Genomic DNA, 21,361 nt, shown 5'->3' with positions numbered 1-21,361 from the left:
CCATTCTTGAACCCAGCAGTATCAACACCAATATCAAAAAATTTTATATGGGCTAAATTAAATTTAGTGTAAGCATGCAGAAACAGCATGCGGTGGGCAATATGCGAAAACACGCAGGATTACATATCAGGAGAAGGGTTTTATCTCTTTTCGTGGTTTTCCTCGCCATCTCAACTCTGAGTATAGTGGTGTCCTCAAGACCATACTGGGCGACTCCGGGGACTTATTTTGAGTACACAGCCAGGGGAGATCGTGCGGTAATTATCGAATGTCACAACGGAACCCTCTATTTTGGAACCTATGGTGTGCTCAGGTGGGAGATACTGGATGTTGCCAGAGACCAAATCGAGCTAAAGGCCCAGCTCAGGGTTTACAACCTCACGATGCATTATCAGAGAGCACTAAATGCTGAGGAGGGCCTCATAAAGGCCAGGGAATTAATCGAGATGTACTCGAGTCTGAACTTCACGCAAAGTGGTCCCTGCAGAGTTGCAGAGGTTCAGGCTGGGAGAGTCAAGGTATGTGAAAGGGCCGATGGTGTTCTCATAGCAATTGAAGAGACAAACCAAACTTACTGGCTATACGCAGGGGATAACGGAGCCACTGAGGGCCTGTTCTCAAATGCGACGATCCCAAATTTGTCGAGGTCTATAACTTTCAACGTGTCCCTTACGGACAATTCTGTTTTACACAACGGCAAAAGGCTCGGAATGAACACGCTGTTTCTGACAGATTTGGATGTAGCAGGAAGAACCATTATGAACGGGTGGTTCATAAACGAAGTCAGGGAACTGAATGCGACAGTCCACACGAGATTTGGAGCCTTCAAACCCCCGATTGTCTTGGTAACTACGAACTTTTACGGGAATTCATCCAACTTCGCGCTCTACGATCCTGGCTCGGGAGTCTTAATTGAGGGATACACCCCGGTATCACCGATCTGGGAACTGTTCGGTTTCAAGAGAGTCCTTTTCTCGGATAGGGAGCACTTCAACAGGACAGACGACCCCATAATCAAAAGCAAGGATATATACGGGTTCGGAATGGTTCTCGAAGATACTAACGCCTTTTATTCTGAAACTGGAATGCTTGAAAACGTCCAAATACCCCTCGATGCCATTGCCGTGTTTGTGCTGGCCATAACAGTTTTCTTGGTGATTGGTTATGAAAGGGCTAAAACTCGTCGTATGGGAAAGCAATGACCCAATAAAGGGTTACATTCTCGTAATCCTCGCTGGAATCTCGGCCTTTTTCATGAAGATGAACCTAATAAAAGCCGTGCCACTCATTTTATCAAACACTCCACAGTCGTGGCTTCATAATTCTCTTTTCATTATGTTCTCAGTGAGCACGTACGTCCCGGTGAGCCTTGGTGTCTCACTTTTGACGGCCCTGACAATAAGGGGAGAACGGGACGACGGCAGTTCCTACTTTCTGTACTCACTCCCCGTGTCAATCCGGACAATAATCCTCTCCAAAATCGTAGGGGTCTACGTGCATTTCCTCGCACTCATATTGACCACACACATCTTGCTCTTTTCACTCCATTTCTCATCCACCAATAGCCTCAAGGTTGTCGCAGCACATTTTCACGTTTTACTCGCCTTTTACGCTTCGGTTCTCCTCTATATAGTAAGTCTGTCCGCACTCTTCTCGGTGCTGGTTCCAAATGCCCCAATCGCAAGCATGTTATCGTTTTTCACTGTCTTTGTCCTCACATACGTGAAAATTTTCAACCCAGTTTTGACACTCCAAAATATTGCAATAGAAAACGAGCTGAAAACGCTCTTGCCATACCTAGTCGTTTCAGCAGCTCTCATCCCTGCAGCAATAGAAATTTCCGCTAGGAGGGACGTGAGATGAACGCCTGGAAACTCGTCCCAGCGGTAATTTTTCTGGTCACCGCAGTGTCCATAGCGTTCCAACTTACAACTGATACCGATGATGTCCGGTACCCTGTTCTACCCCTCGGGGCAACTGAAGTATCATGTTTCTACTCCCCCACTTCTGCGTTAGTTGAGATGTCCTTTATGGGCCAGGGTGATGGGAGCTACACAATAATCGACCTTGATGAGAATAAAACCCCAAAGGAGGGCAAAATTACAGGGGAGATTATCAGGGTTGTCCTGCCTCACCCAGGTTATTATGGTGTGGTCATTAACGGGTCGTATTCAGGCAGCGCAACAATACGGGCCGTCGACGTAGGCTTCCCCACCCAGAACTGGCGGGCGCACTTCCTGACGCTCTCTCTAGCAGTAATTCTAATGTCGCTCGGCTTCTGGAGGGAGAAGGATGATTGGGCGCTTTGAGGATGTTTCCAAGAGAATTGGAAACGTCGAAATTCTGAAGAACATAAATCTGGAGATAGACAGTGGGGTAACCCTCATAGCTGGCCCAAACGGAAGCGGAAAGTCGAGCCTCATAAAACTGCTGGTAGGCTTTTGGAGGCCGAGCAGTGGGAGGGTGACCCTGCTTGGAAGGAATCCCTGGAACAACCCAGAAATTAAGCGGATAGTTGGAATCAGCATAGACCCTCCCTCTCTTCCAAAATACCGGAAAGGAAAGGATTTGATCAAGTTTCTTGAGGAATTAAAAGGGATTAAAGCAGACAGAAATCTTATCCAAAGACTGTTCCCCTATACAGCGGCCCTAAACAGACCCGTTGCAGAATACTCCAGCGGAATGAAAAAACGCCTGAGCATTCTTTTAGCTTTATTGGGGGAGAACGAGCTTCTAATCCTTGACGAGCCATTTTCGGGCCTTGACGTTAGTGGAATATCCGAGGTTGCAAGGATCATCAAACAGAGAGCCGCGAATGACACGAACATGATAATACTTTCCCATCTGTGGAGGCCGATCTATAACATCATTGACAGGACCGTGGTGCTCGTTGGCGGGGAAGTGGCCTTTGCAGGGGAAAGGGATGAAGGGATAGAGTTCCTTCAGAGGCTCGGTATTTAACAAGCCCGTACTATACGAGATTCGGATCTCCTTTTTTCTATCAGTGCGTAGAAGAAGCCTATGGTTCTGTGCCTGTGGGGCCAGGCCCTCATGGTTCCCTTGAGGAATCCCGGGTCGTATGGTCCGTTTAAGGGCACAAGCTCGGCCCCAGGATGCCGCTCAAGGAACCACTTTACAACTTCCTCGTTCTCCTCGGGAAGCATCGAGCACGTTGAATAGAGCAGCCTTCCTCCGGGTTTCAATAGCTTCCAAGCGCTCTCCATGAGCTCCTTCTGAAGGGCAACCACCTTGGGGATGTTCTTCTCCCTGAGGCGCCATCTCAGCTCGGGGTTCTTCGCTATAGTGCCGTCGCTGGTGCACGGGGCATCGAGGAGAACCCTATCGGCGATTTCTTCGCCGAGCAGCTCTGGGGCGTTTCTCCCATCGGCTTTTATGACCTCTGCTATTTCAACGCCGGTTCTCTTGAGAACCTCTTTCATGCGCTTTATTCTGGCGCTATCTACATCGAAAGCATAGATTTTACCCCTGTTTTCCATCAGTTCCGCCATGTGGGCCGTTTTTCCTCCGGGGGCTGCAGCTAAATCAACAACGGTCTCCCCCGGCTTTGGTGCCAGAACCAGAGAGGCCACCGCAGAGGCTTCCTCCTGTGCTATGGCATAGCCCTTGTTAAAGAGCCACTCAGGGTTGAAGGGGTCGAGGATCCTGATTACAGTGTTTACCCTCTCACTTCTCTCGAAGCGGACGCCCTTCTTTCTTAGGTAGTTTTCTACCTCTTCAACGCTCGTCCTGAGACGATTCACCCTTATGCTCGTCGGAAGAGTCTCGTTTAGTGCCCTGAGAAGTTCTTCGGCCTCTTCACCGAGAAGGGCGCGCATCCTCGCTATGAACCACTCCGGGAAGAGGTACTCCCACTTGAGCCGCTTCTCCTCGGTGTCGAGCTTTGGCACGTAGTTGACGACCCTCGGCAGGAGGTCGTAGTAGTAATAGCCGACGTAGGGGTGCGTTCTCTTTGAGAGGAACTGGGCGACCCCCTTGAGGTGCTGGAGGGTCCTCTCGCTCGGCTCGCGGAAGACCCCCACTTCAACGGCCACCCTTAAAGCGGCCCTCAGCCAGGGGTCGAGGATGAGCGGAGAAACTCCTACAAGCTCTTCTATAACCTCGTCTATCAAACCGAGACGCCTCTGGATTGAGTAGAATATTCCAGTCAGCTTCGAGTTTTCCCAGCCTTCGATTCTGTACTTTGAGAAGGCCCTCCTCTTCGCCTGCTGGCTGGGCTTAACTTCCTCGCCGAGCTTGAGGGCCTCTATGAGGGCATAGAGCTGTCTGTCGCTGAGCTTGAGCTTTGGCACAGAACCACCTGTAAAAAGTTCCGAGTTCGGTTTAAAAGCTCAACCCTTCAGGAAGTCGGGGAGGTCGGAGCGGTCTTCTGTCAGCATTTTGAGCGTCTTCTCTCCATACGGAACGGGCGAATGAGGCTGTCCAGATAACTCCTCGATGAACACCGCCTCGTACTCAAGTCCCTCCTTTCTCAGCCGCCTTGCTGACTCCCTGGCCTCGGTCGGCCTGAGGGCATAGTACCTCTGGGCGCTTTTTACGAGCGCGCTGAAAACCTCCCTGGCCTTTGACGTTATTATGGCGTCGGGGGCGGACTCCGTGAGGGCCTTTAGGGGAGAGTACAGGTATCTTATCACATCCTCCATGCGGAGGGGGATTGGAGACGTGAGGATTTCGAGCACCAGGTCAAGCGCCTTATCAAATATCACGGGATTATTAGAATTCAGGAGATACGATACCTCTCTTACGACATCCTCGGCACGGATTCCGGGTATGGATTTTGCAAATTTAAGCCCAACGAGCTTCAAGCCGGGGTTATCACTTTTCATAAGCTCTAACACAAGGTTTTCAACGTCCCGATAATCCGCGGGAGGCAACTTATCGGCCGCATCAGCAAGCTCCAGCCAGCGGGGGTCGTTTTGTTCAACGGGAGTATCGAGCATGACCTTCAGAAGGATCCGCAGATCGCCCTTTGTGGGGGGCTCTTGGAGGAGGAGCACCTTCATAACCCTGGCGGCTTTTACCGCTGTCTTCCTGTCTTTCGTAAGCAGGATGAGAAGACGCGGAAAGAGCTCCTTGTATATCTCCCTGTTCGTTCGAAGGGACAGCAGTTCTTCCAAGATAGCCAGAACTCTGAGCTGGAAGCGCTCCTCATCGAGCAGGTGAATTAAAGTGGTCAGTATATCCTCGTCCGCCTGAGCCATGGAGATCAGGCTTTTAGCATCCCATGATTCAAGGGTCTTGATGATCTCATCGTGGACCATACACGTTCCCCCTGTACACTACACCAAGTTGTGGAAGATTACAATATAGCTTTTTCGATTTTCCGCTCAAACCTGTAAACATCAACCAGTATCCTCTCAAGCCTCTTCCTGTGGAAGTGGAACTGGGCCGGGATTTCGAAGGGCAGTGTCAATCGGTGGGTTATGACGAACCCGTTGTCCCTGACGAAGGCCTCTATAAATGCCCTCACCTCGGGCTTTGCAAGGTGAATCGAGTAAACAACGTCGCTCACCTCAAAGGCCTTGATGAGGAAAGGCCTGTCGGCGTGCTTTACCTGGCTTCCAAAGGGAGGGTTCATTATGACTGTATCAACATTTACCGAGAACTCCGAAACGTCCGCGTTTACGAACTCGATTTTGTCTTCGACGCCGAGTGAGCGTGCGTTCTCACGGGCGATTTCAAGCGCTTCTTTGTCCCTCTCGACGGCATAGACATTTTCAGCGCCCAGCAGGACTGCACCGATGCCCAAAACACCGGTACCAGCACCCAGATCCGCGATGACCTTCCCCTCAACTTCGCCGAGGGAGTGGGCTAACCACAAAAGCTCCGCGGCCACATCACCGGGAGTCCTGTACTGCTCCAGTTCTGGTTTGGGACTCTCAAAGCCCCTAAGCCTGGAAAGGAGCATTGCAAGGTGCTTTTTTTTCATTTTCACTTTCATCCCAGCCACTGTTTGAGAAAAGGTATTTATATCATTAGCGCAAAAGTGCAGTAGGGGGAGAGCATCAATGGAACTGATACCAACCGGAATACCCAGTCTTGATAAGGCCCTGAACGGCGGGTTCTCGAGGGGTTCAACGATTCTTCTTGCGGGGAACCCTGGAAGCGGCAAGACACATCTCGCAATCCACGTTCTCTACAACAACATGAGGAGGGGGTTAAAGGGGGTTTACGTCTCCTTTGCGGAGACTAAGAAGCAGTTCTACAGGAACGCGCTCCAGAGCGGGATCGACCTGTCGAAGATGGAGGGGGTCAACCTCTTCAGGTTCTACGACATGCTGACAGTCCCCAAAGACGAGCTTGAGGGTATGATTGCATTCCTCATCGACGATATCGTCGAGTTCAAGCCAGATATAATAGTTTTTGACTCCGTTACCGTGTTTGGCCAGATGTTTGGTGAAGAGTACCTGCGCTCTTTCCTCCACTCCATCATAGGGCGTCTGGTCAACGCCTTCGACGCGCTGGCCATCCTCATAGACGAAATACCCTACGGTGAGAAGAGGGTTGGATTTGGTCTTGAGGAGTTCGTCGTGGACGGCGTCATCGTTCTCGAGCTGGAGAGGATGGGCGAGGTGATAAGGAGGTACCTCACGATACCCAAGATGCGCGGCAGGCCGCTCAAGCGCGCCGCCTACGAGTACGTGATAACCGATAGAGGCCTCGAAGTCCTCGCCATTCCCGAGCTTGAGTTCACTGAGAGCGAAGCTCCAAAGTCCAGGCTCAAGACCGGAATTCTCGGTCTGGACGAACTCCTTGGCGGCGGCCTTTATGAGGGCAGCATAACCCTGATAGCGGGTCCAACGGGGTCAGGAAAGACGATACTGGCCCTTAACCTCGCGTCTAACCTATCAAAATCCGGAAAAAAGGTTCTTTACATAGCCTACGAGGAGAGCCTCGCGGCTCTAAGGGACACTCTGGAAAAGCTCGGCCTTGAGGAGAACTTCAGGATAGTCTCGATGGTTCCGGAGGGAAGGACTCCCGTCGAGTACTATGCCCTGATAAAGGACCTCATTGAAAAGGAGGGCTTTGACGTCCTCGTGATAGACTCCCTATCAGCCATGGAGAGCCACATGGACGAGAAGGAGTTCATAAAGGCCGTCCGCTACCTCCAGCTCCTAACGAAGGAGAAGGGGGTAACCTTCGTACTGACATACATCACGGGGAGTACCTACAAGCTCGCAACCACGGGCTTCAGCACCCTCGTGGACAACCTCATATTCCTGACCTACGACGTGCCTGAGAGAGTCGGGGAGTCCCTAAAGAGGCACATCCTCGTGCTCAAGGCGAGGCGCTCAAGGAACGACCCAACGCTGAAGGACTTCACCATCGGCGAGGGGGGGATAAGGATTGAGTGAAATGAAGGCCGAGCTCAACCGCGCCCTCATAGTCGCGACTGCTAAGGAGCTCCTGAGCCAGTTCGGCCCCCACTTCCTACCGACCCTTGAGGCCTACCTCAGGGCCAAATACAACGCAACCCTTGAGATAGCCGGTGAAGACCCCGCAAAGTTCTACAGAGCCGTGGAGGAGCTGTTCGGCGAGTTCGGAGCGTCAATGTTCTTCTACAACCTGCTGATGGAGCTCCACCTCAAGCCGGATAAAAGGGACAAGGAGACCGTGATTGCCCTCCTGAAGAAGTTCGCTGGTGTTGAGGATGGGGAGTGAGCTCATCCGCATACTTAAGGAGAAGCACTCCTTCCTCTCCGTGATGCTTGAGAGCATAGAGAGGGCCATATCGAACATAGAAGAGGGCAAAAACCCCGAGGAAGTCTATTATGCCCTCACCACCTTCCTCGGAGAGTTCCCGACTAAGGCGATGCTCCAGAAGCTGGCCGACGAGAAGGGTCTCGGAATAAAAGTCAAAGACAAGGAGAGCGCTATCGAGGTCATAAAGAGACTTAGTGGATAACCAGTGCCTTGGACTTCGAAGCTATGTTCTCCAGAATTCTTATCGCGAGCTTCTGCTCGTCGGGCGAGGCGGTCTTTTTGATTTCCTTCAGCTTCTCCACGAACGGCCCAAACAGGGAGACCTTCTCCACAGGTGCGGACCCAACCAGCGCGTCAAGCGTGAGGAGGGCATCGAAGCGCATCCCGTCATTTTCAAGGTATTCCAAAAGGCGGGACAGGACCACCCTTGCAGTCTTCTCGTCCCAGATTTTCGAGAAGTAGTAGCTGAAGAACTCTAGTGAGGGCACAACCCTTTCTTCGTCCCCCGATAGGTACCACTCAAGGAACTGGCCCACTATTTCGTCGCCGTAGGGAGCCTTCGGGGCAATAGCGGCCAGCGTCCTAACGGCCCTGAGGCGCATCCACCTGTTTTTAGAGGAGGCTACCTTCATCAATGGCTCGACCGCAGGTTTTAGGATGAATGCCTTCGTTTCGTCGAGCTTCTCGGCCAGCTTTGAAAGTGCCCAGAGGGCGTCCATCTTCTCGAACTTGTCTCCTTCCTCAAGCTTTCTCTCCAGCTCGAAGATAACCTCAGGTTTTTTCATGGCCAGCTCAATAAGTTCGGAAGTTTTTCCAGATGTTATGGCCTTTTCCAGCTCCTTTTTAGTCTCTTCGTCTGACATCTTGGGGGTTTGTCCCGATTTTTCTACGTGCTTTGTCAGTTTTTCTCTTCCCGTTTTCTTCCTGCCGAACTGGGATATGTGCGGGACTTTCAGGGACTTCTGGGCCTTGGCCTCGGGTGGCGGAGAAAGGTATTTTGGCCCGGGCAATACTCTCTCGTTTATCCTCAACCGCTCCTTCTCCATCTTTTCAAGCTCCTCCGCCAGCCAGTTGAGTACGTAAGTATCACCCACCGCCAGAGCAAGGTCAATGGCCTCGTAAAAGCGTTCGTTTATCAGAAGCTCCTGGATTTTCTGTTTTGCCTCCTCGGGCCGGTTTTTGTAGTATCTGTATATTGCATCCTCAAGCTTCTCCGCCACGAGCCGCGCCTTGTCGCTTACACCAGGTTTGCCTTTCAGTGCAAGGTTCTTCACGAGGGTCAGAACACCAGCAACGTCATCGATAATCTCCTCACGCAGGGGATAGTGAGCCACATCAAGAAGCAGGGTCAAAGCGAAGTCTATCAGGGGGATATCTTCGACAGTAAGCATGTCCCGAACCTCGGAAAAAACGGTCTTTAAAAGGGCAGGGTCTCCCGTGTAAGCGCTCGTGTTTAAAAGGAGCCTGAGCCCCATGGCCTTGAGACGGGGGTTCTTGGAGTGGAGGAGACGGGAGATGATGTCGTGAACCCTCGGGTCCGAGGAAGTTATCCGGACACTCTCCAGGATCGGCGGGATTTCGAGGAGGACAACCTCGTTCCTGCGCGCCTTTACGAGGTCTTTGATCGCATGACCGAGCTTCACAAAGCTCTCAGGGTCAAGGGGGAGTCCAGTAATGAGGGCTTTTATTGCCCTGAGAGCGTAGATTGAAACTCTATCGTCGTTCTCCAGAGCCAGCGCTATCAAGTCGTCAAGGGTTCTCTTTAGGATTCTGAGGCGCATTATGTCGGGCATTCGCTTCAAGGCCTCTTCAAGGGTCATAACCGCCGCCAGCTTCATCTTTGAGTCTTTGCTGTGAAGAAAAGACAGAAGCAGTGTGAGGGCTTCTTCGTTGCTGAGAACAAGCTCCGAAGCTTTTTTGATTTTTCTAGACTTTAGGTAACCTTCAAGAAGCTTTGAATTAGCAGACACCGTGCACCGCCCGATTATTTTCTACGCCAAACCTTATTAGGATTTCGTCATTCGAACATAAAACATGAAAAATTTTAAAAATTCAAGCAGGGTGTTGAATCAGTGGCGCAAGCTTATACCAATAGGCTCGTCTTCCCTTCTCTCCGCCCCGAGAATCTCGTCGAACTCGTAGTCTTCTCTCAGCCCGAGGAGAATTTCAACCTCCCTCGGAGTAAGCACGGGCTTCCTCCAGTTCTCGTAGTCGTCTATTGGAACCCTCGGGCAGGCAACGACGACGTAGGCATCGAAGTCGAAGCCCTCTAAAGCCTGATAGCTTATGTGGTTCATCGTCAAAAGCCTCGCGTACTTTCCGTACTCACGGAGGAGTTTAACAACCCTCTTTGCCTCTGCTAGGCGGAGCTGACCCTTTTTCGTGCTCGTTATCACGCCGAACCTCTGCGCATCCATCGCCTTGGCTATCTGCGCCCAGCGCTTCCTTACGAGCCTCTCCGCTTCCGTGTCCATCCAGATGGCATCGCCCGAGTAGGGGTTGATCGCGAGCGTTGGCTTCTTAACGGCCATCGCAACGCCAATCGGGTGGAAGTAGCCCGCGCCTATAAAGAGAACTCCATCGGCGTCAACCTTGGCAGCGCTGAAGTTGCACCCAAGAACCTGCCCCGGCCAGCTGACGCGAGAATCTCCCCTCCCGATTAAGACCTCAAAACCGTTCTTTTCTAGGAACTCCTTCGCCCTTTCAAGCCCGTGGATGTGCTGGGCCGTCGTGACGAGGACTATCCTTTTCCCGAGCTTCCTGATTTCTTCGAGGTTCTTCTCAAGGGCTGGGACTACGTCAACTTTCGCGAAAGCAGGCACGAAGATAGTAGGAACCTCAAGGTGGAGCTGCATGTAGGAGTGTCCGAGATGAATCAGCGCGTCGCACCCGAGCCTCTTTGCCTCACTGTCGGCCGGATCACAGGCACCGTAGTTGATGTCTCCGCTTATTATCGCCTCAATTCCGTTCTCCTCAAGGAAGTCAGCTAACTCCTGAGCCTCCCTCTTGAGGCCCTCTGGAGTCTGGATGAGAACCCTGTGAGCGTTAAGCCCGCGGAGCTTTTCGAGTACCTCGCCGAATGGAATCTCATGCATTGAACTCACCCGTTAGAGTTTCGAAAGAGCCTTTTTTAAATCTCCACTATTCAGTTCCACAGTACCCGGACATGAGGTATTCATAGTTTCCCTATTATTGCACCATAATGTTCCAAAACTAAAAGCTACGTGCCATAATTTGCTATGGGACAGTACAAAAACCCAAGGTACGATCCCGAAACTAACACTGCGAAGTAAAACTTATTAACTCCCCCTGCCCTCATTGTTCTGCCCAATAAGGAGGTGATAAAATGAGAAAGGTTGGAATAGCAGCCCTGGTGCTCCTCCTTCTGGGAGCGACCCTTCCAAGCGCCAGCGCCGGCGACCTCATAAACTACATCTGGGACACCAGAACCTACCAGCACCCCTACCCGACCGACATCAGACCGGGCGACCTCGTCTACGGCCACAGCCCAGACCTCTTCAACGCCATAATTCCAGGCTTCTGGGTGCATGTTGCGATAGTCGCCTGGTACAACGACACCATTGACGACTGGATGGTTATAGAGGCCAAAATAGGCAAGGGCATCATCATCAGCCCGCTAAGGGAGTTCCTCAGCAGGTACGACATCGTCGCCCTCCAGCGCGTCAAGACAACCGACGACGTCAGGCAGAAGGCAGTTGAGTTCGCCTACCAGCAGCTCGGCAAGCCCTACAACTACAACTACATCGGCAAGCCGGAGGTCTACGACGACAAGTACTACTGCTCCCAGCTCGTCTGGGCGGCCTACCTCGTCGCCAGCAACTACCAGATAAACCTCGACGAGAACGACGGCGGATGGAGCTGGAAGTACTTCTACTCGGTCGCTCCGCAAGAAGTTTACGACGACCCGATGACTTACACCCTCTATTACGACGAGGCCTGATTCTCTTCTTTTTCTTCTTCGTTCCCGCATAAAGCTTTTATACTCCTCCACCCAATAATACCTCGAAGTTCGATGCATCGGGGTGATGGGTATGGAGACCGTTGAAGGAATTATGGTCGTAACGACCGAAACGATTCCCGGCTACCGCATCGTCGAGGTCAAGGGCATAGCGAGGGGCGGCATAGTCAAGGCCACACACATAGGCAGGGACATAATGGCCGTCCTAAGGAACATCAAGGGTGGCGAAGTCAGAGAGTACACTCAAATGATGGCAGAGGCGAGGGAAGAAGCTTTAAGGAGGATGGCGCTCCACGCCAAGGAGCTTGGCGCCAACGCCGTAGTTAACGTCCGCTTCGCAACATCAAACGTTGGTTCGAGCGTGGCAGAGGTCTACGCCTACGGGACTGCAGTAGTTGTTGAGAAGGAGGAGTGAACATGTACCTCCCGCCGTTCCCGCTCCTCGGCGGGCTTCTGGCATGGGCTACGGTTTACTTCCTCGGCTTCAAGAAGCAGAAGTGGGCCGAGCTGATCCTCGGTGCGGTGGCCTTCATACTGGCGATGGTCGTCCAGAACCCGATTCAGCAGCTCCCTCTCATCGGGATAGGGATAAGGAGCAACGCCGACGTTATCGCCAGAGGAACTGTCTTTACACTCGGAGTTGCCCTCTGGCTGGGGCTCGTCGCAGGTTTCGTTCAGGAGGGCGTCAAGTACTTCCTCGTCAAGGACAAGAGCCCAAACACTGCGCTGTTCGTCGGCCTCGGCTTTGGCATAATGGAAGTCCTCCTCATAGTGATTACACCAATTATCGCGGTAGCGGCTGCCGGAGGAAAGCTCGACGTTCCTGCTCTTCAGGCCCTCCTCTCAATGGTGGAGCGCTACTTCGCAGTCCTCTTCCACGTAGGGACAACGGTTTATCTAGCTTACGCGGCCAGGAACGGCTTCGGGAAGAAGGGCTTTCTCATGATGGCAATTCTGCACGGCTTCGTTGATACGATTGCCGCCTATGCCCAGTTCCTTTTCCTAGAGAACAAAGTACTGGCGATGAAGTTCACGATTGGGCTGGAAGTTATCTTCGCCGTTATCGCAATAGCTTTAATAGCCTACACACTGCCACTAGCTAGGATCGAAGAGCCCGAGGAGGAAAAGGTAATCTGGTGAGAGGCTTTGCTTGGAAAGAGCGAGGAAAAGGCGCTCAAGAAGCTCAGAAAGGAGCTCCGCTCTGGCCTCTACTCCTTTTTAGTCCTCTCTATCCTCGAAAGGGAAGGAGAGCTACACGGCTACGCGATACGGAAGAGGCTTGAGGAGCTGAGCGGCGGAAAGCTCGTCCCCAGCGAGGGGGCCCTATACGACCTTCTGAAGAGCCTCAAGAAGCTCGGCCTCCTCCAGGACAGCTGGGCCGAGGCCGGTGGAAGACCTAGGAAGTACTACTCAATCACCGAGATGGGGAGGAGTGTTCTCGCCCAATTGCGTGAGGAGATAAGGGTAATCGAATCGGTTCTTGAGAAGCTGGAGGGTCTCTAATGAGCGAGCTGGTCTTCGAAGTCTTCATCTCACTCACCCTTCTGGCTGCGGGCCTGCTGACCTTCGCCTTCAGGAACAGGAGGAACTACTTCATCGGCTTCAGGATCGGCTACACCTACATGTCCGATAGGGCCTGGAGGGAAACCAACACCTTTGCGGGGCTCTTCATGATGGTCTTCTCAGTTCTACTCCTTGGGCTTGCGCTGGCGGGCCTGGGAATTCTCACCTTCATACTCACAATGCTCGCGGGGGTCGTCTTCCTCACGGTGGCGGGTTTCAGAGTAGCCAAAAAGGCCTACGAAGAGGAAGAGCTGTCAATAGAAGCCCCAGAAAAGCCGTCTGAAAAGATAGAGGTCAACGTTAGACCATATCTGGTGATTCAGCTCCTCGGGCTGGTTGCTTATATCATCCTCGCGGCTATCCTCTGGGATAAACTCCCCGAGAGAGTCGCTATCCACTTCAACGCCTCTGGAGAACCGGATAACTTTGCCTCAAAGACCCTGGGCACCCTACTGTTCCCGCTTGTGGTTTACCCGCTCTTCCTCGTCATGACCTACTTCCTCAGAGAGCCCGCCTTCGCACCGCTCCTCAGGTTCAGCAGAAGGGGCTGGAAAGCCTTCGCGGAGTTTACGACCGTTATGGCCCTTGGGCTGGTGGCCATTGACAGCCTGGTGCTCCTCTACAACGCCGGCCAAGTTCCATCGAGCTGGATAGGTTATTCCGTCTGGACTTTTCTGATAGTTACCATCGGCATGATTTTCCGACTCTTTTGGGCGAGGGGTGAGGGAACGTGAACCCCTACTTCATCTTTAGGATTCTCTACGGTGTTTTCCTCGGACTGGCCTTCGTGATAGGGGGCATACTTACCGCAACCTCCAAGGGCGAACCTGGGATAGGGTTCAGAATCGGCTACACCTACCTCAGCGAGCGGGCGAGGGAAAGGGCGAACAGGATAACCGGAATCGGTCTAATTGCCCTTGGCTGTTATTTATGCTCTCCTCGTTCTTCCTGCCGCTATACGGCATGTTTGTCCTCCTCATCGGGGGAGTCGCCGTTGTCTTGGCGATCGGCTACATCGTGGCCAGGCGCGAGTACGAGCTTGAGGACATCTCCAGGGAAGCGCCGGAGAAGCCCACGAAAAGCATAGAGCCGCCCAAGCTCGGAAAGCACTTAGCTGCACAGCTGGTCTTCGCTTTGCTCCTCGTTCTCATGTCTCCAAAGCTCCCGAGGGACATGGCAATTGTCCTCGGCTCAGTGATGGCCCTCTTCATAGCTCTAACGCTCCTCGCCTCCAGGCCGCTCGTCTTCCAGCTCGCCCCGAAGTTCTCAGGGATAATGGCACGAGGCTTCGCAAAGGCCATCACGCTGGTCTCCGCGCTCTTGACGTTTGAAGCCTTTCTTGCATGGATGGGCTTTGAGGACGACGTTCTGGGAATACTGCTACTTCCGATTTCCCTGCTGGTGATCTTCTACGCGGCCTACGTCATGCTGACCTCTGCCTACAGGGAGGGCTATTATTAGCTCTCAAGCGCCTTTATCAGCCCCTCTTTTTCAGGCTTTTCGATTATTCCAACCTCAACAGCGTGCTGGAGGATGTAGTCAGGAACGTCCTCTCCGAAAAAGGCCTTAATCCCCTTTCCAGGCAGGTAGAAGGCGTAAACTCTCACTCTCTTCCCGAGGACTTTTCCCATGAAGACGGAGAAGCCCTTCTCCGCGTTAACTCTCACGACATCCCACGAGAACGTCTCGGCTATGGAAAAGAATGCCTCGAAGAGCTTCACCCTGGCATCCTTGAGGGCCTTATTTACAGCCTGCCTTGAGATTCCTAGAGTTTCTGCTATATCCACCTCACGCATGCCCCTGGCCCTCATTAGCCAGACCCTCTCCATTCCCTCAGGGAGCTTGAACATTGGCGACCCCCCTGAGCAGGACTCGTAATACCGCCTCAGGCTCCTCACTCATTAGGGAGTACTTTTTCCTTTGGGTCGTTATCACAACGTAGTCCTTACGGTAATACTCGGCAACAAAAAGGAGTCCGAATATACCCAAGACCAAAACGGATACGGGGTCAACATAACCCATCTTCAGCTCCATAAGAAGTGCCGCAAAGAGCAGATCGAGAACCCCGAAGAGGAGGGCGATGTTAGTCCTACTGAACGGCAGGGACATAACCGCAAGGTAAATGAGGCCGAAGAATATCAGCCCTATGTCGCCAAGATAATACCCCTCCAAAAGCCCGCTGGGAAGGAGCAAAAGGTCAAGGAAGACGAACAGCACACTGGCGGTGATTAAGATATACAATCCCGGAAATTCCCTTATCAGGACTGCCCTCTCAAGCCTGCTCACTACTTTAACGTCTTCTATTTCAGAGAGGGGAACGTTAATTGCTAATCTGCCAAAGGCGTACCTAAGCCTCAATGTCCATCCTTCCACATCAACCGATGTCCCCCATGAAGCCGCAAGGACGAGCCAGCCCACAATAGAGAAGTACCACCAATCCGGAGCAAGTCTTGGAAAGCCTATTATCAGGAGAAATGAGAACCCTACTAAAAGGAGGGGACCTCCGGAGAAGTTAGCGGGCTTTGCATCCCCCACTTTCATCACGGATCACCCCTTAGCTTCACATAATTCCACCATACCCGATCAACCCTACTATCAGCTCCCCATTGGCACAGGAGACGAGGTAGCTTCCCTTCTCAGTCCTCACAACTACCAGATCCCTGCCAAGAAGTTCGTCCAGGAGAAAGCTTCCAAAGAGCCACGTGAGCAGTGTTATTGGGAGCGTTTTCAAGGAGCCGAAGGCGAGCAGAGGAAGTGAGAGGAGAATCGGCAAGATTGTTAACGATAACTTCTTCTTTTTAAGCTCTTTGAGTGGAAAGATGAAGATTTCAATGTAAATGATGAGCCAGTAAGCATAAACAGCAAGAAGCTCGGTATAAGGTGCTCCTTTTGCCACGAAAGCTATCAGAAAAGCCGTTAGCGCTACAGGCGTCGTTCCAAAGGCCTTTGCCATGGTCAAAATCCGGCCGCGCTCCATCTCGGATAACCTTGCAACCTCAACCACATCACTGAGCTCAACACTTCCGAAGACGTAGCGGAGCCGCTTTCTCTCGGGTTCTATCCCCTTGCCCCGCGATAGAAGGAAAAGAACCAGCCCAATCAGCATCAAATAGCTCGATCCAACTAAAATACTCCCAATCATAACACATAAACCTGCCATGCTCAAGAGAAGCGGTACACCTCCCGTTGGGTAAGGGTAGCAGTCACCCTGCATACCACCACCTTGTCAACCTTAGTAAGTTGACAACATATTTAAACCTTTCGACAGGCTTAAATTATTTCACCCACTCTCTTATGTGGTGATGTCATGTCCCTCGAGGAGCTCTATCGGTACCTAAACTGGCGGATGAATCCGGCAGACGAGAGGGCACGGGAGAGGTTTGAGAGAATAAGGGAGTTTTTTGAGTCAGTCTCTGATAAACTCCCAAAGGGAGGCAGAGTCCTGGACATCTGCGCTGGAACTGGAGTGGCAGGCGTTGCCCTTGCAAAAGCAACAGGTGCAAAGCTCCTAACGGTCCTCGACGCCAGGAAAGACGACCTTGAGCTCGCTAAGGAGTGGCTCAAAATCGCTGATATAAACCCCGAACTCAATCTCGTCCAGGGTGATGCGAGAGAGGTAGCGAAGCTCGTGGGCGAGCACGACGTTGCGGTCCTCTGGGGCTACACGATGCCGCACTTCGATCCCTTTGATGCCGTGAGGCTCTTCGCAAACGTTGCGTCCATCCTGAGTGGTGAGGGCGTTTTCATCATAGAGGACATGGACAGGGTCTACTGGATTCTCTACCGCGCTGGATACAAAAAGTTCCTCATCGAAGGGCGGAGGGAGAACTACACCATAGCCTCGATGCACGAGGGCTACGACTTCGTGAGGGGGACTTTTAAGAGGGGCTACTACATCCTTCCTGGATTCAAAAAGATAAGCGACGTTGACTTTCATTACTGGGACTTGGCCACTCAGCTTGCCATTGGCAGTGTTTTCTTCAAGGAAGCTGAATTGATCACTCAGGAGGAACACGAGAAAAAAGTTGGGGACATCCTGCTCTTCAGAAAGCCGAGAAAGGAAATAGCGGGGAAAATTCTTGAGGATTACAATGTGTAGTACTGCGGTCTCCTGTCCTTGAAGATGTCGTTCATTTCGTTTATTCTCTTGTCCCTCGCCAGCGATAGGTCTATCTCTACTACCCCGACTTCCTCTTTATCCTCACTTCCCATTGCAAGGACTTCCGCCCTCGGCGAGGCTATTGTGCTCTTTCCTATGAACCTCAGCCCAAACTCCTCCCCAATCCTGTTGGCCGTTATCGTGTAGACCCTGTTCTCAAGGGCCCTTATCGGCATGGCCCTCGGGGCGTAGGGCATCACGAGGTTGCTCGGGTGTGCTATGACGTCAGCACCTTTGAGGGCGAGCGTTCTCGCGCTCTCGGGGAAGAACCAGTCGAAGCATATCATCACGCCGACCTTCGCTATCCCGATGTTGAAGACGTGGAAGCCGAGGTTTCCGGGCCTGAAGAAGAGCTTCTCCCTGTTGAAGAGATGTATCTTCCGGTACTTCCCTATGTAGCCCCAGCCAACCGGGCCGACAAGCACGGCGGAGTTGTATAGGTTGCCCTTCTCGTCCTTCTCGGCCGTTCCAGCAACTATGAACACCTCAAGCTCTTTCGCGAGTTCAACCAGAAACTCAGTCGTCGGGCCGTCGGGTATCTGGCCCGCTACCTCTTCGACTTCTTCCCTGCTCCTGAAGTTGTAGCCTGTGTCAAACAGCTCTGGCAGAACCACGAGCTTGGCGCCCTGATCAGCGGCTTCCCGTATCAGCTTCTCAGCCCTGGAGTAGTTGGCCTCGGGATCAAGAAAAACCGGCTCCATCTGAACGTAGGCGACCTTCATAGTATCACCTAACTCACTATAACGTCCCAAAGTTGATAAACCTGATGGGTTCGGGCTTTTAAAATATTACAGACTTTTTAGGCATTAAAATTGTTTTTTCTCAGCCTTTAGATATTTTCAAAGATAATGCGTTAGTTTTCACAACGCATCAAGCTTTTCAGGGAATTTAAACTCCATAAACATCAATAACACTTGTAAAAACGCTGTCAGCATACCCGACGAAAACGGCCACTAAAACGCACCTATGTCTCAAAAGAGACCACCTAACAGCTCTTCTAGGTATGCAAACTCCCGCAGGCCAAAAAGGAAAACCTTAAAAACTCTCCACCAGAGGTCGGCTCAGGAAAAGGAGGTGACGATCATGAAGAGGCGCCCGAGGAAGTGGAAGAAGAAGGGAAGGATGAGGTGGAAGTGGATCAAGAAGAGGATTAGGAGGCTCAAGAGGCAGCGCAGGAAGGAGCGCGGACTTATCTGACGCTCCGGTGGTTCTATGTCTCTTTTTTCCGAACTTCAACTTCTTTCCCTTGAGCTTGAGACCTCCCGCGGGAAGGCCCTCGTTTTTGCCGACCCCCACATCGGCTTCGAGCTTTCGAGGGGACTCCGCATCAGGACTGATTTTGAGGAAGTTCTGGCCCAGTTCGTACTGGAGAGTAACCCTAACCTCCTCATAATCCTGGGAGACCTCAAAGAACCCCTGGGCCTAAGCTTCAGACTTAAAGAGATGCTCCTAAGGTTCTTCTCCCCACTAAAGGACACCGAAGTCGTAATCACCAAGGGCAACCACGACGGCAGAATCGAAGAGATAGCCAGAAAGTTCGAAAACGTTTCCGTTGTTGAGAAATTTATTCTCGACCAAAAACTCTTCCTCCACGGCCATACAAAATTGCCGAAAGGAGAGTTCCGGGAAGTCTTCCTCGGTCACGCTCATCCCGCATACACATTCAAGAGCGGAGGAGTTGCGAAAAAGGTCAAAGTCTTTGTCAGAGCCGAAAAATTCCTCGTCCTGCCGACCATCAACCCGTACATAGAGGGTTTTGACATACGGGAAGGTCTGAAGTTAGTTCCGTTCCTAAAAGATGTTTCTGAGGTAGAGATATTCCTTCCCGAAGGCGTTTACGTTAGAAAGGTAAAGGTTTATTAAGGGGTATGAAGATACCTCTTCATAGGTGTGAGAGATCAGGTTGGGTGAAGTGTGATGGGCGACGTCTACGAGAGGCTCGAAGCACTGCTTAAGTCGCTGGGAGTGAAGAAAACCGAGCTCAGGATATACAGGCTCCTCCTGGAGAAAAAGCGCCCGATGAGAGTAACCGAGATAGTCAACGAACTTGGAATAAGCGAGCGTTCAGTTAGAGAGCACGTTTTGAGCCTCTACAGGAAGGGAATGCTCCGGAGAGAGCTTATACAGCAGGGATGGCTCGGGTACACCTACACCGCCGTCTCTCCCCATGAGCTTCTCGCGAGGATAAAGCAGAACATCCTCGAAAAAATAAACGAAATTGAGATGGAGCTTAGGGAGGCTAAGAACTGAGGGCAACAACGCCCACTTCTTCAAGTATTTCGACCAGCCTCTTCAGTTTCTCCCTCTCGATGCTTCCGTACTCTTCTTCGATGGCCCGATAGGCATTCCCCTCTGAAAGGAGTTCACCGAGCATTATAAGCTCGTGGAGGTGCGTCACCGTTGCCCTTTCCTCGGTCAGCTTCTTAAAGTCCTCAGCCAGACCGGGTGCTCTGCTCCTGATTAAGCGCTCGGATATCAATCCCCTCTCTTTCCACTCCAGCCAGGGTTTTGCCTTGGTCTCTACCTCCAAGTTAAGCTCCAGCCCAAGGAACTCCGCATCTCTAGCGAGGCCGGCCTTTACGAGCTTCTCGCTCTCCTTAGGTTCAAGGCGCATTCCGATTTCCCCAAGAACTTTTCTAGCGTAGCCCCTCGCAAATTGCTCAATCCTGCGCTTTTCCTCCTCTGACAGGAACAGAGCCGCCGAAAGAACGGCCCTCTCGACTATGGCCACAGTCTCCCTGCTCACCTTGTCTATCGTATCACCGCTTGAGTGGTAGAACCTGTCAGGCCAGGTTATCGGCATGACGGATGGGACACCGAAGAAGTTGAAGATGTCATGGTCGCTCCCCATCTCGTACGGGTATGCCCTGAAGGGCATCACGGGAAGTCTGCTTCCCGAGAAGCTCTTGCCTCTCGAGTTGCTCAGCTCAATGGCGACCTCCAGCGCTCCAGAAACCACCGAGAAGCGTGAGAACGGTGTCCTCACGAACATCAGAGTTGATTCTGAGCGGTCGGGACTACCCGCGACCATGTCGAGGTTTATGCCTGCGTAATACTCTTCAACACCCGCCCTTTCAATGAACGCCTGGCTCCCGTGGTATTCAGGAACCCAGAGGAAGGCGTAGCCAAACCTGCCGTTTTCCCTCTTTGATAGAACCCTAGCCAGCTCAAGGAGCATCGCGTTACCGCTGGCGTTGTCGTTTGCCCCCGGCTTTGGATGGCATATGTGCGCCGTGAAGAGCAGATACGGAGGTTCGCCAACTTCGGCGTAGACCATCGGGAGAGTCTCCGAACTTTTTATCTCCGTCTCGGCCGTACCCCTAACTTCAACGCCTCCCGAAAGCGCCCTCCTAATCAGGCCTTTAGCAACAGCCTCCGGGACGGCAAAGGCGGGAATTTGCGCCCAGTTTAGGTCTTCCTTAGTCAGGAACAGGCCTATGTACGGGTAGAACTCACCAGTTCCTTCCCTGTAAGCTATGAAGCCCGAAGCTCCAACCTCGTTAGCCCTCCTATAGGCATCTCTCCAGTCTTTTCCGACGAGGACAACCTTCCCCTCTGCCCTCTCCCAGTCTTCTTGCCTCAGAATCGGAAGTACCTCCCCATCGACCTCCCCAGAAGGGGAGTGGGCCATCACGAGGAGCGGACTTTCCGCTGTTGTGAGTGTTCTTCCAGGAACTTCAAGACGCCCATCAATAACTTCCCATGCTATTGGAGACGGAAGCGTTAGATGCCAGCGTTTGCCGTCGTATTTATCCTTGAGAAGCTTTGCCTCAAGACCCATGCGGGACAGCTCTTCGAGAACGTATTCGGCGGCCTCGACAAGGCCTTTTGACCCCTGTATCCTGTGGAAGTGCGAAATCCCGGCTATCCAGTTCAGAACGTTGTCTGAGCTAAATTCGGCACTATCCCGCAGGAAGCGCTCCATAGGGTTTCACCAG

At 52.2% G+C, this 21,361-nt stretch carries 26 protein-coding genes; 16 read left to right on the top strand and 10 right to left on the bottom strand.

All coding sequences use genetic code 11. From position 1 onward, the window contains the following. Window positions 1-74 precede the first annotated feature (74 nt). Genes TK_RS09710 through TK_RS09695 form a run of 4 tightly spaced genes read left to right on the top strand, consistent with a single transcriptional unit; the run spans window position 75 to window position 2,961 of the window. On the top strand, window positions 75-1,202 hold the full coding sequence (locus TK_RS09710; RefSeq protein ID WP_143598721.1) for a hypothetical protein: 1,128 nt from the start codon (window positions 75-77) through the stop codon (window positions 1,200-1,202). Then, entirely contained in the window at window positions 1,165-1,863 is a 699-nt protein-coding gene (locus TK_RS09705) for an ABC transporter permease subunit (RefSeq protein WP_011250888.1), read from the top strand. The genes TK_RS09710 and TK_RS09705 overlap by 38 nt, the downstream gene beginning before the upstream one ends. Then, window positions 1,860-2,309, top strand: a complete 450-nt coding sequence (locus TK_RS09700; RefSeq protein WP_011250887.1) for a hypothetical protein — start codon at window positions 1,860-1,862, stop codon at window positions 2,307-2,309. The genes TK_RS09705 and TK_RS09700 overlap by 4 nt, the downstream gene beginning before the upstream one ends. Further along, on the top strand, window positions 2,293-2,961 hold the full coding sequence (locus tag TK_RS09695) for an ATP-binding cassette domain-containing protein (protein ID WP_011250886.1): 669 nt from the start codon (window positions 2,293-2,295) through the stop codon (window positions 2,959-2,961). Before TK_RS09700 ends, TK_RS09695 begins: the two co-directional genes overlap by 17 nt. Here TK_RS09695 and TK_RS09690 read toward each other — a convergent pair. Genes TK_RS09690 through TK_RS09680 form a run of 3 tightly spaced genes read right to left on the bottom strand, consistent with a single transcriptional unit; the run spans window position 2,958 to window position 5,947 of the window. Further along, window positions 2,958-4,310, bottom strand: a complete 1,353-nt coding sequence (locus TK_RS09690; RefSeq protein WP_011250885.1) for an RsmB/NOP family class I SAM-dependent RNA methyltransferase — start codon at window positions 4,308-4,310, stop codon at window positions 2,958-2,960. The two genes, TK_RS09695 and TK_RS09690, sit on opposite strands and share 4 nt — an antisense overlap. A gap of 39 nt (window positions 4,311-4,349) precedes the next feature. After that, complete coding sequence (locus tag TK_RS09685; RefSeq protein WP_011250884.1) at window positions 4,350-5,279, bottom strand: hypothetical protein; 930 nt, start codon at window positions 5,277-5,279, stop codon at window positions 4,350-4,352. Window positions 5,280-5,317: 38 nt separating this feature from the next. Beyond that, window positions 5,318-5,947 (bottom strand): METTL5 family protein, encoded by a 630-nt coding sequence (locus TK_RS09680; protein WP_011250883.1) that lies wholly within the window; start codon window positions 5,945-5,947, stop codon window positions 5,318-5,320. A 79-nt stretch (window positions 5,948-6,026) separates the two neighbouring features. Between TK_RS09680 and TK_RS09675 the strand changes: the two genes are divergently transcribed. The 3 genes from TK_RS09675 to TK_RS09665 are packed head-to-tail and all read left to right on the top strand — an operon-like array spanning window position 6,027 to window position 7,924. Continuing rightward, a complete protein-coding gene (locus tag TK_RS09675) occupies window positions 6,027-7,373 on the top strand; it encodes an ATPase domain-containing protein (RefSeq protein WP_011250882.1) in 1,347 nt (448 codons plus the stop codon). A gap of 1 nt (window position 7,374) precedes the next feature. Further along, on the top strand, window positions 7,375-7,680 hold the full coding sequence (locus tag TK_RS09670; RefSeq protein ID WP_011250881.1) for a NitrOD5 domain-containing protein: 306 nt from the start codon (window positions 7,375-7,377) through the stop codon (window positions 7,678-7,680). Then, window positions 7,670-7,924 (top strand): hypothetical protein, encoded by a 255-nt coding sequence (locus tag TK_RS09665; protein ID WP_011250880.1) that lies wholly within the window; start codon window positions 7,670-7,672, stop codon window positions 7,922-7,924. Before TK_RS09670 ends, TK_RS09665 begins: the two co-directional genes overlap by 11 nt. Here TK_RS09665 and TK_RS09660 read toward each other — a convergent pair. After that, window positions 7,914-9,692 carry a hypothetical protein gene (locus tag TK_RS09660; RefSeq protein ID WP_011250879.1) on the bottom strand — a complete coding sequence of 593 codons (1,779 nt, stop codon included), beginning with the start codon at window positions 9,690-9,692 and terminating at the stop codon, window positions 7,914-7,916. The two genes, TK_RS09665 and TK_RS09660, sit on opposite strands and share 11 nt — an antisense overlap. A 99-nt stretch (window positions 9,693-9,791) precedes the next feature. Beyond that, a complete protein-coding gene (gene dph2 / locus TK_RS09655; protein ID WP_011250878.1) occupies window positions 9,792-10,817 on the bottom strand; it encodes a diphthamide biosynthesis enzyme Dph2 in 1,026 nt (341 codons plus the stop codon). Window positions 10,818-11,068: 251 nt separating this feature from the next. Here dph2 and TK_RS09650 point away from each other — a divergent pair, with 251 nt between their 5' ends. The 6 genes from TK_RS09650 to TK_RS09625 all read left to right on the top strand — a co-directional run bounded on the left by TK_RS09650 (window position 11,069) and on the right by TK_RS09625 (window position 14,725). Beyond that, complete coding sequence (locus tag TK_RS09650; RefSeq protein WP_011250877.1) at window positions 11,069-11,683, top strand: YiiX/YebB-like N1pC/P60 family cysteine hydrolase; 615 nt, start codon at window positions 11,069-11,071, stop codon at window positions 11,681-11,683. 91 nt (window positions 11,684-11,774) lie between these two features. Beyond that, window positions 11,775-12,116: a YbjQ family protein gene (locus tag TK_RS09645; RefSeq protein ID WP_011250876.1), complete on the top strand. Its 342-nt coding sequence runs from the start codon at window positions 11,775-11,777 to the stop codon at window positions 12,114-12,116. A gap of 2 nt (window positions 12,117-12,118) precedes the next feature. Continuing rightward, entirely contained in the window at window positions 12,119-12,841 is a 723-nt protein-coding gene (locus tag TK_RS09640; protein ID WP_011250875.1) for a YhfC family glutamic-type intramembrane protease, read from the top strand. A 6-nt stretch (window positions 12,842-12,847) separates the two neighbouring features. Continuing rightward, window positions 12,848-13,204 carry a PadR family transcriptional regulator gene (locus tag TK_RS09635; protein WP_011250874.1) on the top strand — a complete coding sequence of 119 codons (357 nt, stop codon included), beginning with the start codon at window positions 12,848-12,850 and terminating at the stop codon, window positions 13,202-13,204. Further along, window positions 13,204-13,998: a DUF1648 domain-containing protein gene (locus tag TK_RS09630; protein ID WP_011250873.1), complete on the top strand. Its 795-nt coding sequence runs from the start codon at window positions 13,204-13,206 to the stop codon at window positions 13,996-13,998. Before TK_RS09635 ends, TK_RS09630 begins: the two co-directional genes overlap by 1 nt. Before the next feature lie 196 nt (window positions 13,999-14,194). After that, window positions 14,195-14,725 (top strand): hypothetical protein, encoded by a 531-nt coding sequence (locus tag TK_RS09625; RefSeq protein WP_048053760.1) that lies wholly within the window; start codon window positions 14,195-14,197, stop codon window positions 14,723-14,725. Here the strand turns inward: TK_RS09625 and TK_RS09620 are convergent. Genes TK_RS09620 through TK_RS09610 form a run of 3 tightly spaced genes read right to left on the bottom strand, consistent with a single transcriptional unit; the run spans window position 14,722 to window position 16,370 of the window. After that, complete coding sequence (locus TK_RS09620; protein WP_011250870.1) at window positions 14,722-15,114, bottom strand: helix-turn-helix transcriptional regulator; 393 nt, start codon at window positions 15,112-15,114, stop codon at window positions 14,722-14,724. The genes TK_RS09625 and TK_RS09620 overlap by 4 nt on opposite strands. Next, window positions 15,098-15,805, bottom strand: coding sequence for a hypothetical protein (locus TK_RS09615; protein ID WP_011250869.1), 708 nt, complete (start codon window positions 15,803-15,805; stop codon window positions 15,098-15,100). Before TK_RS09615 ends, TK_RS09620 begins: the two co-directional genes overlap by 17 nt. A 19-nt stretch (window positions 15,806-15,824) precedes the next feature. Then, on the bottom strand, window positions 15,825-16,370 hold the full coding sequence (locus TK_RS09610; protein ID WP_143598718.1) for a hypothetical protein: 546 nt from the start codon (window positions 16,368-16,370) through the stop codon (window positions 15,825-15,827). Between the two features lie 201 nt (window positions 16,371-16,571). Between TK_RS09610 and TK_RS09605 the strand changes: the two genes are divergently transcribed. After that, window positions 16,572-17,363 carry a class I SAM-dependent methyltransferase gene (locus TK_RS09605; RefSeq protein ID WP_011250867.1) on the top strand — a complete coding sequence of 264 codons (792 nt, stop codon included), beginning with the start codon at window positions 16,572-16,574 and terminating at the stop codon, window positions 17,361-17,363. Here the strand turns inward: TK_RS09605 and TK_RS09600 are convergent. Further along, the gene (locus TK_RS09600) at window positions 17,351-18,145 is read right to left on the bottom strand and encodes a nitrilase (protein ID WP_011250866.1); all 795 of its coding nucleotides are present in this window, start codon (window positions 18,143-18,145) and stop codon (window positions 17,351-17,353) included. The two genes, TK_RS09605 and TK_RS09600, sit on opposite strands and share 13 nt — an antisense overlap. A gap of 490 nt (window positions 18,146-18,635) precedes the next feature. On the opposite strand from TK_RS09600, the gene TK_RS09590 reads away from it, so the two are divergent. After that, window positions 18,636-19,286 carry a metallophosphoesterase gene (locus tag TK_RS09590; protein ID WP_011250865.1) on the top strand — a complete coding sequence of 217 codons (651 nt, stop codon included), beginning with the start codon at window positions 18,636-18,638 and terminating at the stop codon, window positions 19,284-19,286. A gap of 54 nt (window positions 19,287-19,340) precedes the next feature. Continuing rightward, window positions 19,341-19,673: a transcriptional regulator gene (locus TK_RS09585; protein WP_048053759.1), complete on the top strand. Its 333-nt coding sequence runs from the start codon at window positions 19,341-19,343 to the stop codon at window positions 19,671-19,673. Here the strand turns inward: TK_RS09585 and TK_RS09580 are convergent. After that, window positions 19,663-21,348, bottom strand: a complete 1,686-nt coding sequence (locus tag TK_RS09580) for a DUF4910 domain-containing protein (RefSeq protein WP_011250863.1) — start codon at window positions 21,346-21,348, stop codon at window positions 19,663-19,665. The genes TK_RS09585 and TK_RS09580 overlap by 11 nt on opposite strands. Window positions 21,349-21,361: the final 13 nt, after the last annotated feature.

It is taken from the genome of Thermococcus kodakarensis KOD1 (assembly GCF_000009965.1).
Classification (GTDB): domain Archaea; phylum Methanobacteriota_B; class Thermococci; order Thermococcales; family Thermococcaceae; genus Thermococcus; species Thermococcus kodakarensis.
The sequence above is the reverse complement of the archived record's forward strand: the minus strand, read 5'-3'. Positions and strand labels throughout refer to the sequence as shown.